The 13,700-nt window shown below is 64.5% G+C and carries 10 protein-coding genes; 7 read left to right on the forward strand and 3 right to left on the reverse strand.

What is annotated here, in order from left to right:
• Nucleotides 1–7: 7 nt before the first annotated feature.
• Both OX460_RS24810 and OX460_RS24815 read right to left on the reverse strand, forming a co-directional pair.
• Complete coding sequence (locus tag OX460_RS24810; protein WP_289900266.1) at nucleotides 8–1,717, reverse strand: molecular chaperone HscC; 1,710 nt, start codon at nucleotides 1,715–1,717, stop codon at nucleotides 8–10.
• Nucleotides 1,717–3,714, reverse strand: a complete 1,998-nt coding sequence (locus OX460_RS24815) for a DNA topoisomerase IV subunit B (protein WP_077408539.1) — start codon at nucleotides 3,712–3,714, stop codon at nucleotides 1,717–1,719. Before OX460_RS24815 ends, OX460_RS24810 begins: the two co-directional genes overlap by 1 nt.
• 463 nt (nucleotides 3,715–4,177) lie before the next feature.
• Between OX460_RS24815 and kdpF the strand changes: the two genes are divergently transcribed.
• The 7 genes from kdpF to OX460_RS24850 all read left to right on the forward strand — a co-directional run bounded on the left by kdpF (nucleotide 4,178) and on the right by OX460_RS24850 (nucleotide 13,128).
• Nucleotides 4,178–4,267 carry a K(+)-transporting ATPase subunit F gene (gene kdpF / locus OX460_RS24820; RefSeq protein WP_034746483.1) on the forward strand — a complete coding sequence of 30 codons (90 nt, stop codon included), beginning with the start codon at nucleotides 4,178–4,180 and terminating at the stop codon, nucleotides 4,265–4,267.
• Nucleotides 4,267–6,072 (forward strand): potassium-transporting ATPase subunit KdpA, encoded by a 1,806-nt coding sequence (kdpA, locus tag OX460_RS24825; protein WP_251350245.1) that lies wholly within the window; start codon nucleotides 4,267–4,269, stop codon nucleotides 6,070–6,072. Before kdpF ends, kdpA begins: the two co-directional genes overlap by 1 nt.
• 9 nt (nucleotides 6,073–6,081) lie before the next feature.
• The gene (gene kdpB / locus OX460_RS24830; RefSeq protein ID WP_099666494.1) at nucleotides 6,082–8,160 is read left to right on the forward strand and encodes a potassium-transporting ATPase subunit KdpB; all 2,079 of its coding nucleotides are present in this window, start codon (nucleotides 6,082–6,084) and stop codon (nucleotides 8,158–8,160) included.
• A 10-nt stretch (nucleotides 8,161–8,170) separates the two neighbouring features.
• On the forward strand, nucleotides 8,171–8,746 hold the full coding sequence (gene kdpC / locus OX460_RS24835) for a potassium-transporting ATPase subunit KdpC (protein WP_289900267.1): 576 nt from the start codon (nucleotides 8,171–8,173) through the stop codon (nucleotides 8,744–8,746).
• Nucleotides 8,747–8,804: 58 nt separating this feature from the next.
• On the forward strand, nucleotides 8,805–11,546 hold the full coding sequence (locus tag OX460_RS24840; protein ID WP_289900268.1) for a DUF4118 domain-containing protein: 2,742 nt from the start codon (nucleotides 8,805–8,807) through the stop codon (nucleotides 11,544–11,546).
• Complete coding sequence (kdpE, locus tag OX460_RS24845) at nucleotides 11,543–12,241, forward strand: two-component system response regulator KdpE (protein WP_034746496.1); 699 nt, start codon at nucleotides 11,543–11,545, stop codon at nucleotides 12,239–12,241. The genes OX460_RS24840 and kdpE overlap by 4 nt, the downstream gene beginning before the upstream one ends.
• A 131-nt stretch (nucleotides 12,242–12,372) precedes the next feature.
• Nucleotides 12,373–13,128, forward strand: a complete 756-nt coding sequence (locus OX460_RS24850) for a TorF family putative porin (RefSeq protein ID WP_289900269.1) — start codon at nucleotides 12,373–12,375, stop codon at nucleotides 13,126–13,128.
• A 54-nt stretch (nucleotides 13,129–13,182) separates the two neighbouring features.
• Here OX460_RS24850 and OX460_RS24855 read toward each other — a convergent pair whose 3' ends face one another.
• Nucleotides 13,183–13,692, reverse strand: coding sequence for a cobyrinic acid ac-diamide synthase (locus tag OX460_RS24855; protein ID WP_289900270.1), 510 nt, complete (start codon nucleotides 13,690–13,692; stop codon nucleotides 13,183–13,185).
• Nucleotides 13,693–13,700 lie beyond the last annotated feature (8 nt).

Here is a 13,700-nt window from a genome sequence, read left to right on the forward strand (position 1 = left end):
CGTCCATTTACAGGAAGCTCTCGCTCTCGACCTGGCGCAACACCTCGTCGAGCGCCTGGCGCGCCTTGCGGATGGTGCTCGGGTCCTGCGTTTCCAGCGCCGCCTGGAAATTGGCCGTGTGCGCCGCCAGGTACTGGCGCACGTCGCCCAGCGACTGTTCGTACAATCGGTCGGCGCGCGTGACCAGGGTGCGGTTTTCCATCTGTTCGCGCGGGTGGATCTTTAGGTCGGCCAGTTCCGCAAAGCGCTGCTCGATCTGTTCCGGCGTCATCACGCCCGCATTGTCGCTGATGACCATCTTGTGCTTTTCCTGCGTGGCCAGCACCGTCACTTCCGCTTCCAGCACGCCGCTGACGTCATAGGTGAAGCGCACGTCGATGCCGATCTCGCCCGCCTTTTTCGCGGGTATCGGGAAGCTGATCTTGCCGAGGAAGACGTTGTCGGCCACCAGGCGCGACTCGCCCTGGAAGATCGCCACGTTGATTTCCTTCTGGTTGTCGTAGATGGTGGTGATGTTTTCCGTGCGCGAGACAGGCACCACGGAATTGCGCTCGATGATGGGCAGGTAATGCCCGCCTTCATATTGGTTCGCGCCGACCTGGCGCGAAATCGAAATGCCCAGCGAGTACGGCGCCACGTCCGTCATCACCACTTCATCGAGGGCAGAGTCGCGCATCTTGAGGCCTGCCTGCACGGCGGCTCCCAGTGCCACGGCTTCATCCGGGTCCAGGTGGATGGCGGGGAAGCGGCCGAACATGCGCGAGACGAGTTTACGCACCAGCGGCATGCGCGTGGCGCCGCCGGCCAGCACCACTTCATTCAATTCCGCGGCGCGGATGGTGGCGTCGCGCAGCGCCCGTTCGACGGGCAGGCGCAGGCGCGCCAGCAGCGGTTCGCACAGCTGCGCCAGCTTGTCCTCGTTGATCTCCCAGCTGTATTCCTTGTCCTGGTAGCGCGTGGCCATGCGCACGGACGGCTGCTCCGACAGCAGGCGCTTGACGCGCTCGGCTTCATCGCGCAGCAGCTGCTGCTGGCGCGGGTCGAGCAGGCGGCCGCCGACAGCGTCGCGCAGGCCGCTGCCTTCCAGGAAGGCGTCGACCAGCACGGTGACGAAGTCTTCGCCCCCTAAAAAATTGTCGCCAGCCGAGGCGCGCACTTCCATCACGCCTTCGAACAGTTCCAGGATCGACACGTCGAAGGTGCCGCCGCCCAGGTCGAAGACGAGGAATTTGCTTTCCTGTTCCTTGTCGCGGATGCCGTAGGCCAGCGCGGCGGCCGTCGGCTCATTCAGCAGCCGCTCCACGCGTAAGCCCGCCAGTTGTCCCGCGATGCGCGTGGCCTTGCGCTGCGCATCGCTGAAATATGCGGGCACCGTAATGATGGCTTCCTCGACCTTGTGCCCTAAAAAGGCTTCGGCATCTTCCTTCAGCGCGCGCAGCACCATCGACGACAGCTCTTCCGGACGGAATTGCTGCGTGCCGAGGGTGATCTTCTTTTCGCTGCCCATGTAGCGCTTGAAGACGGCTGCCGTCAGCTGCGGGTGCGTCTGCAGGCGCTCGCGCGCGGCGCGGCCCACCAGCACGGTGCCGTCGTCATCGATGCTCACGCACGACGGCGTCAGGTGTTCACCAAGCGCATTCGGGATGATGGAAGCCTTGCCGTCGCGCCAGATGGCGACCAGGCTGTTGGTGGTGCCCAGGTCGATGCCGATGATCATCAGATATCCGCCTCCGCTTCATTGCCGTGTTCTTCGATCCAGGCGCGGCGTCCTGCCGCCTCGCCTTTGCCCATCAACATATTGAAGCGGGAGGCCGAGGCCATGTGGTCGACTTCACCGAGCGTGACGGGCAGCAGACGGCGCGTGTCCGGGTTCATCGTCGTTTCCCACAGCTGCTCGGCGTTCATCTCGCCCAGGCCCTTGAAGCGCGAGATCGACCAGGCGCCCTGTTTCACGCCTTCCTTGCGCAGCTTGTCCTCGATGGCGAGCAGTTCGCCGTCGTCGAGCGCATAGATCTTCTGCATCGGCTTCTTGCCGCGCGCGGGCGCATCCACGCGATACAACGGCGGGCGGGCGATGCAGATGTGGCCCTTGTTGATCAGGGCCGGGAAGTGCTTGAAGAAAAGCGTCAGCAGCAGTACCTGGATGTGCGAGCCGTCCACGTCCGCATCGGACAGGATGCAGATCTTGCCGTAGCGAAGGCCGGACAGGTCGGGCGAGTCGCCCACGCTGTGCGGATCGACGCCGATGGCGACCGCGATGTCGTGGATCTCGTTATTCGCGAACAGGCGGTCGCGGTCCGTTTCCCACGAATTCAAGACCTTGCCGCGCAGGGGAAGAATTGCCTGGAATTCCTTGTCGCGGCCCATCTTGGCCGAACCGCCCGCCGAGTCGCCCTCGACGAGGAACAGTTCATTGCGCGTGATGTCCGACGATTCGCAGTCGGTCAGCTTGCCCGGCAAGACGGCGACGCCCGAGGATTTTTTCTTTTCCACTTTTTGCAGCGAGCGCTGGCGCGATTGCGCCTGCTTGATCACCAGCTCGGCCAGCTTCTTGCCGTAGTCGACGTGCTGGTTCAGCCACAGTTCCAGCGGCGGCTTGGTGAAGGTCGAGACGAGGCGCACGGCGTCGCGCGAGTTCAGGCGTTCCTTGATCTGGCCCTGGAATTGCGGGTCCAGCACCTTCGCCGACAGCACGAACGAGGCGCGCGCGAACACATCTTCCGGCAGCAATTTGACGCCTTTCGGCAGCAACGAGTGCATTTCGACGAAGTTTTTCACGGCGCCGAACAGGCCGTCGCGCAAGCCCGATTCGTGCGTGCCGCCGTTCGAGGTGGGAATCAGGTTGACGTACGATTCGCGCACGATGGCGCCTTCTTCCGTCCACGCCACGACCCAGGCCGCGCCTTCGCCCTCGGCAAAGCCTTCCGAGTCCGGCCCCGCATACTGCGCACCTTCGAACAGGGGAATCAGCGTTTCGCCATTCGATACCTGCGCCAGCGTTTCGGTCAGGTAGCCGCGCAAGCCTTCCGCGTACTGCCAGGTTTGCGTATCGCCGGTTTTCGCGTTGGTGAGGGTGACGGTGACGCCCGGCAGCAGCACGGCTTTCGAGCGCAGCAGGCGTTGCAGCTCGGTTTGTGAAATGTTCGGCGAATCAAAGTATTTGGCATCGGGCCAGGCGGTGACGCGCGTGCCTGACTTCTTGCCGTCGCGCGGGGCGGGGCGGGAGCTCAGGGGCTCGATCACGTCGCCGTTGGCAAACACCATGTGATGCAAGCCGTTGCCGTCGCTTTCCTTGCGCCAGACGGTGATTTCCAGGCGCGTCGACAGCGCATTGGTGACGGACACGCCGACGCCATGCAAGCCGCCCGAGAACGCGTAGGCGCCGCCCGAACCCTTGTCGAACTTGCCGCCCGCGTGCAGCCGCGTAAACACGATTTCCACCGTCGGCACGCCTTCTTCCGGGTGCAGGCCGACGGGAATGCCGCGGCCATTGTCTTCGACGGTGATGCTGCCATCCGTGTTTTGCGTCACGGCGATATGCGTGCAATGACCGCCCAGCGCCTCGTCGGAGGCATTGTCGATCACTTCCTGAATGATGTGCAGCGGATTTTCAGTGCGGGTGTACATCCCCGGGCGCTGCTTGACGGGTTCCAGTCCTTTCAGGACACGGATGGATGATTCGCTGTAGTCGGATGCTGGTTTTTTAGTGGCCATACGTGTTCAAGCTAAGTAAAGACAGTGGTTGGAACGCCAGGCCAGGGCACTGCGGGGCACAGTGACAGCGGCGGCGATAACTGTATGAATATACAGTATATCCCGTCCAGCGTCACTGGGGGAGGGCAGTGCGGCAGGCTTGGCGTCCTTGTGCGGACGCTCGCGCATTCTATCTTGTCCCGCGAGCAATAGCGCTACTCCAAGGCAACAACAGTGCGCCGCGCGCGTGGTTTGGCGCCCATTGTGAAGGATTTTATGCGGTAAAGCGCCCGTTTTTACATCTTGTTTACAGCTGCCTCCCCAGTCTTTACGAATTTTTTAGACCCTTTTGGCTAATCTGCTCACTATCAAAACAAACCTGAATGAGGGTGGGAATGGATCTCGTGTATCTCGGCTTGATTGCCGTGTTTTTCGTCGTGGCGGCCGGCTTTGCCGTCGCCTGCGACAAATTAGGGAGCGTCAAATGAACGCGTTTTATGTGCTGGGCGCCGTCGTGTCGGCTGGCCTGCTCGTGTACCTGCTGGTCGCGCTGCTGAAGGCGGAGGAACTGTGATGACGACGCAATCGATATTGTTATTGGTGGCTTTCCTGGCCGTGCTGCTGGCCGCCGGCTATCCGCTGGGCCTGTATATGGCCAGGGTGGCCGGCGATGGCCCCGTGCGCGGCCTGGGCTGGCTGCAAAAGCTGGAAAACCTGCTGTACCGCTGGTCCGGCCTGCCCGCCGACAAGGCCATGGGCTGGAAAAGCTATGCCATCGCCCTGATCGTCTTCAATACCGTGGGCGCCGTCTTCGTGTACGGCCTGCAGCGCCTGCAGGGCTTCTTGCCCTTGAATCCCCAGGGTCTCGGCGCCGTCAGCCCCGATTCCTCGTTCAATACCACCGTCAGCTTCGTCGCCAATACCAACTGGCAGGGCTACGGCGGCGAACAGACCATGAGCTACCTGACGCAGATGCTGGGCATGGCATGCCAGAACTTCTTTTCGGCGGCCACCGGCATCGCCGTGATCTTTGCGCTGGTGCGCGGCTTCGCCTCGCGCTCGGGTAAATCGATCGGCAATTTCTGGGTCGACCTGGTGCGCTCGACCCTGTACATCCTGCTGCCGCTGTCCCTGGCCCTGTCCGTCGTCTTCATGGGCGAAGGCATGATCCAGAATTTCTCCGCCTACAAGGAAGTGACCCTGCTCGACCACGTGGCGTATGAAACGCCGAAAATGACGGCCGACGGCCAGCCCGTGCTGGATGCCGCCGGCAAGCCCGTGATGGAAGCGCAGGTGGCGACCACGCAGACGATCGCCATGGGGCCCGTCGCGTCGCAGGAATCGATCAAGCTGCTGGGCACGAATGGCGGCGGCTTCTTCAATGCCAATTCCTCGCACCCGTATGAAAACCCCACCGTGCTGTCGAACTTCCTGCAGATGCTGGCCATCTTCATCATCCCCGCCGGCCTGTGCTTCACCTTTGGCCGCATGGTGGGCGACCTGCGCCAGGGCTGGGCCGTGCTGGCCGCCATGACCCTGATCTTTGTCGTCATGACGGCCGGTGTGATGAGCGCCGAGCAGCAAGCCAATCCCGCCTTGCAAGGCCTGGGCCTGGACCAGCAGGCCAGCAGCCTGCAATCGGGCGGCAATATGGAAGGCAAGGAAACGCGCTTCGGCATCAGCTCATCGACCCTGTTCGCGGCGGTGACGACGGCCGCATCGTGCGGCGCCGTCAACTCCATGCACGATTCCTACATGCCCCTGGGCGGTATGGTGCCGCTGCTGCTGATGCAGTTCGGCGAAGTGATCTTCGGCGGCGTGGGCACGGGCCTGTACGGCATGCTGATGTTCGCCATCCTGGCCGTCTTCATCGCCGGCCTGATGATAGGCCGCACGCCCGAATATCTGGGCAAGAAAATCCAGGCCTATGAAATGAAGATGGTGTCGCTGGCCATCCTGATTACGCCAGCCCTCGTATTGACGGGCACGGCGATCGCCGTGATGGTCGAACCGGGTACGGTGGGCGTGGCCAATCCGGGCGCGCACGGCTTCTCGGAAATCCTCTACGCCTTCACGTCGGCGGCCAACAACAACGGCAGCGCGTTTGCCGGCCTGTCCGCGAACACGCCGTTCTACAACGTGATGCTGGCGATCGCCATGTGGTTCGGCCGCTTCGGCGTGATCGTGCCCGTGCTGGCGGTGGCCGGTTCGCTGGCGGCCAAGCAGCGCCTGTCGGCCAATGCCGGCACCATGCCCACGCACGGCCCCATGTTCATCGGCTTGCTGATCGGCGTTGTCGTGCTCGTCGGCGTTTTGAATTACGTTCCCGCGCTGGCCCTGGGCCCGATCGTCGAACACCTGCAACTTTTCATCAAATAAGAGGCTACCATGTCACGCACAAGCCTGACCTTGTTCGATTCCGCACTGATCGGCCCCGCCGTCGTCGATGCGTTCAAAAAACTCGACCCCCGCACGCAGTGGCGCAGCCCCGTGATGTTCGTCGTCTACGTGGGCAGCATCATCACGACCCTGCTGGCCATCCAGGCCCTGAATGGCCAGGGTGAAGCGCCATTCGGCTTCATCGTCGCCGTCGCCGTGTGGCTGTGGTTTACCGTGCTGTTCGCGAACTTCGCCGAGGCGCTGGCCGAAGGCCGCAGCAAGGCGCAGGCGGCATCCCTGCGCGCCCTCAAGCAAACGGTGATGGCAAAGAAAATGCAAACGCCGAAGTACGGCACTTCCTGGCTGCCCACGCCGGCCACCGACCTGCGCAAGGGCATGACGGTGCTGGTCGAGGCGGGCGACGTCATTCCCGCAGACGGCGAAGTGACGGCCGGCGTGGCCTCCGTCGACGAGAGCGCCATCACGGGCGAATCGGCGCCCGTCATCCGCGAGTCGGGCGGCGATTTTTCCGCCGTGACGGGCGGCACCCGCGTGCTGTCGGACTGGCTGCTGGTGCGCGTTTCCGTCAATCCGGGCGAAGCCTTCATCGACCGCATGATCGCCATGGTCGAAGGCGCCAAGCGCCAGAAGACGCCGAATGAAATCGCCCTGACGATCCTGCTCGTCGCCCTGTCCATCGTGTTCCTGATCGTCACCGTGACCTTGCTGCCGTATTCGCTGTTTTCCGTGGCGGCGGCCGGCAGTGGCACGCCGGTGACCATCACCGTGCTGATCGCGTTGCTGGTGTGCCTGATCCCGACCACCATCGGCGGCCTGTTGTCCGCCATCGGCGTGGCCGGCATGAGCCGCATGATGCAAGCCAATGTGATCGCCACGTCGGGCCGCGCCGTGGAAGCGGCCGGCGACGTGGACGTGCTGCTGCTGGATAAAACGGGCACCATCACCCTGGGCAATCGCCAGGCTTCCAGCTTCGTGCCGGCGCCCGGCGTAACGGAGCAGCAGCTGGCCGATGCGGCGCAACTGGCCTCCCTGGCCGATGAAACGCCGGAAGGGCGCAGCATCGTCGTGCTGGCCAAGCAGAAGTTCAATATCCGCGAACGCGAGATGGCCAGCCTGCACGCCACCTTCGTGCCCTTCACGGCGCAGACGCGCATGAGCGGCGTGGATATTCCGGGCGGACAGCAGGTACGCCAGCTGCGCAAGGGCGCGGCCGACTCCATGAAAAAGTATGTGGAAGCGCTGGGCCAGCCGTATCCGGCCGAGGTGGGGCGCGCCGTCGACGACATCGCGCGCCGCGGCAGCACGCCGCTGGTGGTGGTCGATGATGGCCGCGTCATGGGCGCCGTGGAGTTGAAGGATATCGTCAAGGGCGGCATCAAGGAGCGCTTCGCGGAACTGCGCCGCATGGGCATCAAGACCGTCATGATCACGGGTGACAACAAGCTGACGGCAGCTGCCATCGCCGCCGAGGCGGGCGTGGACGATTTCCTCGCCGAAGCGACGCCGGAAGACAAGCTGAAACTCATCCGCAGCTACCAGTCCGAAGGCCGCCTGGTGGCGATGACGGGCGACGGCACCAACGATGCTCCGGCGCTGGCGCAGGCCGACGTGGCCGTGGCCATGAACTCGGGCACGCAGGCGGCAAAGGAGGCGGGCAATATGGTCGACCTGGACTCGAACCCGACCAAGCTGCTGGAAATCGTTGAAATCGGCAAGCAGATGCTGATGACGCGCGGTTCATTGACGACGTTCTCGATCTCGAACGACATCGCCAAGTACTTCGCCATCATCCCGGCCGCCTTCGTGGGCACCTATCCGCAATTGAAGGCGCTGGACATCATGCACCTGGCCAGCCCTGCGTCGGCCATCATGTCGGCCGTGATCTTCAATGCCTTGATCATCGTCGTGCTGATTCCATTGGCGCTGAAAGGCGTGCAGTACCGGGCCATCGGTGCGGCCAGCCTGTTGCGCCGCAACCTGCTGATCTACGGCCTGGGCGGCATCGTCCTGCCCTTCATCGGCATCAAGCTGATCGACATGCTGCTGTCCGCACTCAATTTAGTCTAAAGGAACCATCATGAGCACTATCGTACGTCCCGCCCTGGTCCTGTTTGCCGCGCTGACCGTGATCTGCGGCGTCGTCTATCCGTTTGCCACGGCCGGTATCGGGCAGCTGGCCTTCAACGATGAAGTCAACGGCAGCATCGTCGAGCGTGGTGGAAAACCTGTCGGATCGAGCCTGATCGGCCAGTCCTTCACCTCGCCCAAGTACTTCTGGGGCCGGCCATCGGCCACCGCGCCGATGGCGAATAACGGCGCCGGTTCGGGCGGTTCGAATCAGGGTCCGAGCAACCCGGCCCTGGTGGACGCCGTCAAGGCGCGCATCGCTGCCCTGCAGGCAGCCGATCCGGGCAATCGCACCCCGATCCCTGTCGACCTGGTGACGGCGTCGAGCAGCGGCCTGGATCCGGAAATCAGCCTGGCGGGCGCCTTGTACCAGGCGCCGCGCGTGGCCCGCGTGCGCGCCGTGCCGCTGGCGCAGGTGGAAAACGCCATCGCCAAGGTGCAGAAAACCGCGTATATCGGCTTTTTCGGCGAACCGCGGGTCAATGTGCTGGAACTGAATCTGGCGCTGGATGCGGCCGCGAAGTAAGATGATGCAGGAGCAGAGCCGCCGGTTTTGCCCCTGGTTTTGACATTAAAAGATGCCCATGCTCCCCAACGACAGCCAACGCCCCGACCCTGATGCCCTGCTGGCGCAAGTGCAGGCGCAGGAAAAGAAAGCCGCGCGCGGCCGGCTGCGCATTTACTTTGGCGCCTCGGCCGGCGTCGGCAAGACCTATGCGATGCTGGCCGCCGCCCGCAAATTGCTGGCCGATGGCCAGGACTTGCTGGTGGGCGTGGTGGAGACGCATGGGCGCCAGGATACGGCGGCCCAGCTTGATGGCTTGCCCGTGCTGCCCCTGAAGGCCATCGAATACCGGGGCAAGACCTTGTTCGAGTTCGACCTGGACGAAGCGCTGCGCCGCGCGCCGGCGCTGATACTGATGGATGAACTGGCCCATTCGAACGTGGCCGGTTCGCGCCATCCGAAGCGCTGGCAGGATGTCGAGGAATTGCTGGCGGCCGGCATCGACGTGCTGTCGACCGTCAACGTGCAGCACCTGGAAAGCCTGAACGACGTGGTGGGCGGCATCACGGGCGTGCGCGTGGCCGAAACCCTGCCCGACACGGTGTTCGACCGCGCCGATGAAGTGGTGCTGGTCGATATCCCCGCCGATGAATTGCTGCACCGCCTGAAACAGGGCAAGGTGTATCAGCCGCAGCAGGCCGAGCGGGCGTCCCAGCATTTTTTCCGCAAGGGTAATCTGATCGCCCTGCGCGAACTGGCCTTGCGCCGCACGGCGGACCGGGTGCAGGACGACGTGCAGGCTTATCGTGTCGAAAAATCGATCAATCCCGTGTGGAAGACGGGGGCCGCGCTGCTGGCCTGCGTGGGACCGCACGCGGGGGGCGAGCACGTGATCCGCAGCACGGCGCGCCTGGCCAGCCAGCTGAACGCGGAATGGCATGCGTTGTACGTGGAAACGCCGCGTTTGCAGCGCCTGCCGGCGGTCCAGCGCGAGCGCATCCTGAAAACCCTGAAACTGGCGCAGGACCTGGGCGCGCGCACGGCCGTCAATCCGTCTGCCGATATCGCCGGCGCCGTGGTCGAGTATGCACGCAGCGCGAATATCTCGAAAGTCATCGTGGGCCGTAGCCGCGCCGGTGCGCTGGCGCGCCTGTGGCATGCGTCGCCAGCCGCGCGCATGGCCAGCCTGGCGCCCGATATCGATCTGATCGAGGTGGGCTTGCCGCCTGCCGATGCGGCGCCCCGGCGCGCGGCCGGCGAAGATGCGGAAGCGCCGCGCCGGCCCTCGCGCCATTGGCGCTACATATTGGCCGCCGGCGCCAGCCTGGCCACGGCGCTCGCCTCCGTCCCCCTGCAGCCCTATCTGGACCTGGCCAATATCGCCATGCTGTCCTTGCTGACGGTGGTGCTGGTGGCCGTGCGCCTGGGGCGCGGGCCGGCGGCGCTGGCCAGCCTGGTGGGCGTGGCTTGCTTCGATTTCGTCTTCGTGCCGCCGCGCTTTTCGTTTGCCGTGGGCGATTTCCAGTATGTGATCACTTTTGGCGTGATGCTGGCCGTGGGCCTGATCACAGGCCACCTGACTGCCGGCCTGCGTTTCCAGGCGCGCGTGGCCTCGCACCGCGAAGCGCGCGCCCGCGCCCTGTACGAATTCTCGCGCGAGCTGTCCGGCGTGCTGCAGACAGAGCAGATTTTCGACATCACGAAAAGCGCCATCGAACGCGCTTTCCGCGCGCGCGCCACCTTGCTTTTACCTGATGACAAGGGCAGCTTGCAAGCCCCGAACGGCGGCGAGCCGCTCGATATCGGCATCGCGCAGTGGGCTTTCGACCATGCGCAGGCGGCGGGGACAGGCACGGATACCTTGCCCGCTTCGCCCATTTTCTACCTGCCGCTGATCGCACCTATGCGCACACGAGGCGTGCTGGCACTGCTGCCGCTCGATGGCGCGCACCGCGGGCGCTGGCTGCTGGTGCCGGAACAGCGCCAGCACCTTGACACCTTTGCCGCGCTGGCGGCCATCGCGCTCGAGCGCGTGCACTACATCGACGTGGCCCAGGGCGCGCTGTTGCAGATGGAGTCCGAGCGCTTGCGCAATTCGTTGCTGGCGGCCCTGTCGCACGACTTGCGCACGCCCTTGACGTCGCTGGTGGGCCTGGCCGAATCGCTGGCCTTGTCGAAACCGGCGCTGTCGCCCGCGCAGCTGGACATGGCGCGTTCGCTGCAATCCGAAACCGTGCGCATGAGCGCCCTGGTGGCGAACTTGCTGGACATGGCGCGCATCGAAAGCGGCCAGGTGCGCCTCAACCTGCAATGGCAGGCGCTGGAGGAAGTGGTGGGCAGCGCGCTGCGCGCCAGCGGTCCGCAATTGCAGCAACACGCCGTGCAGACGCAGCTGGCGCCGGACTTGCCGCTGGTGCGCTACGACGCTGTGCTGATCGAGCGCGTGCTGTGCAACCTGCTGGAAAACGCGGCCAAGTACACGCCGCCCGGCAGCACCATCACGGTCGCGGCCGGGGGGCATGGCCAGTTCCTGCAGGTGACGGTGGCTGATGATGGACCGGGCTTGCCGCCCGGCCGCGAGGAAGCGATCTTTGAAAAATTTACGCGCGGCGAGCGCGAATCGAACAAGCCGGGCGTCGGGCTGGGGCTGGCCATTTGCCGCGCCATCGTCGAAGCCCACGGCGGGACCATCCACGCGCAGCCGCACGCGCCGGGACGGGGCGCCGCCATTGTGTTCAGCCTGCCGCTGGGCACGCCTCCGGCGCCGCCGGAGATCGAATTCGACGACGCCAACGACCATGAAACAGGAAAACCAACATGAACGAACCTTCCGCCACCGCCCTGCTGGTCGAGGATGAACCGCAAATCCGCCGCTTCGTGCGCGCCGCGCTGGAGGACGAGGGCTGGCAGATTTTCGAATCGGCCACCATGCAGCGGGGCCTGATCGATGCGGGCACGCGCCGGCCCGACCTGATCGTGCTGGACCTCGGTTTGCCCGATGGCGACGGCATCGATTTCATCGCCGACATCCGCAAATGGTCGGCCGTGCCCATCATCGTGCTGTCGGCGCGGGTCGACGAGCAGGACAAGATTCGCGCGCTCGATGCGGGCGCCGACGACTATCTCACCAAGCCCTTCGGCGTGGGCGAACTGCTGGCCCGCGTGCGCGCCACCCTGCGCCGCCAGCGCCAGCCTGCCGCCAGCGACGATGGCGTGGTGCAGTTTGGCGACGTGCGCGTCGATTTGAAGGACCGTCTGGTGACACGCAACAAGCAGCTGGTGCACATGACGCCGACGGAATTCCGCCTGCTGTCGGTGCTGGTGAAAAACGCGGGCAGGGTGGTCACCAATCCGCAGCTGTTGCGCGAAGTATGGGGGCCGTCGAACAGCGAAAACGGCCACTACCTGCGCATCTACATGGGCCACCTGCGCCAGAAGCTGGAAGCCGACCCGGCCCAGCCGCAGTACCTGCTGACGGAAACGGCCGTCGGCTACCGGTTGCTGCTGCCGCTCTAACACCTGTTATTTCCCTGTTGGAAAACAGGCGCCGCGCGCGCCAGGGGGACGCTTTACCCATTTTTTTGCAGCGGCGGGCCAGCTGCGCCATGTTGGCAAAGGCCCATACCACCCATGAAGAAGAAAAAACCATGAATAAAATGCTACTGGCACTTGCCCTAGCCACCCCCTTCATCGCCTTGACGGGCAGCCTGGCCCACGCGGATGAGGTCAAGCCCGACAATGAAGTCAGTTTCAATGTGGCCGGCGTGTCCGATTACCGCTATCGCGGCATCTCGCAGACGCGTTTGAAACCGGCGCTGCAGGGCGGCGTCGATTACGTCAACAACCCGACGGGCCTGTATGCGGGCGCCTGGGCCTCGACCATCAAGTGGACCAAGGACGCGGGCGGCAGCGGCGACGTGGAAGTGGACCTGTATGCGGGCAAGCGCGGCCAGTTGACCGGTGATATCGGCTATGACGTGGGCGTGCTCGCCTACGTGTATGCGGACAACGGCTTGAAGAATATCGGCCTGGCCAACGCGGACACGCAGGAAGTCTACGGCCAGCTGTCGTATGGTCCCGCCTACGTCAAATATTCGCACGCCGTCTCCAACCTGTTCGGCATCGTCAACAGCAAGAACAGCGGCTACCTGGACATCGGCGCGACCATCGACCTGACGAACGGCTGGACCGGCAACCTGCATGCGGGCCACCAGAAGGTCAGGAACAACGACGCGTCGAGCTATACGGACTGGAAAGTGGGCGTCACGCGCGACTTCGGCTTTGTTTCGGGCGCGCTGGCCGTGATCGGCACGAACGCGGGCAAGTCGGCCTATGCCTCGCCCGTGAATGGCAAATTCATGGGCAAGACGGCGCTGCAGCTGACGGTCAGCAAGACGTTTTAATGGACTGAGTTGACTGAAAGGAGAGGCGGCGCATGCGCCGCCTTTTTTGCGTACTTACGCTGGCAGGTTGAAAACGGCGCAGTACAGCTGCCCCAGTCCCACCACGCGGGCGGAGGGGATCTGCGCGGCCAGCGCATGGGCGGGTGCCGCTTGCGCGTCCGTTGCCAGCAGGACGCGCAAGCCTGGATTGACGCTGCGCGCGTGTGCGATGCGGCGCGCCAGGCCCGCCTGCGCGGCGCCATCGACGACACCGTCGAGCGGCACCACCAGCACGCGCGCGGCGATCAGGGCCGAACGGCTGCCCATGGAGTCGCGGCCTTCGCTGTCGATGACGATGTCGTGGTAGCAGTGCACCAGGTGCTCGAGCTCCGGCTGCAAGCCCTTGGCGCTGATGGCGCGCGCCATCAGGCGCGGCCGCGTCAGGCTGCCGTGCATGGCGCCGTCGTGCAGGTTCCTGGCCTGCGCCATGGCGCCCTGGCGCGGATCGGCATCGAGCAGCAATACCTTGCGTCCGGCCAGCGCGCGCGAGGCGGCCAGCCGTCCGGCCAGGATGGATTTCTCCATGCCCCCGC

It is taken from the genome of Janthinobacterium sp. SUN033, from assembly GCF_030397595.1.
Lineage (GTDB): Bacteria > Pseudomonadota > Gammaproteobacteria > Burkholderiales > Burkholderiaceae_D > Janthinobacterium > Janthinobacterium kumbetense.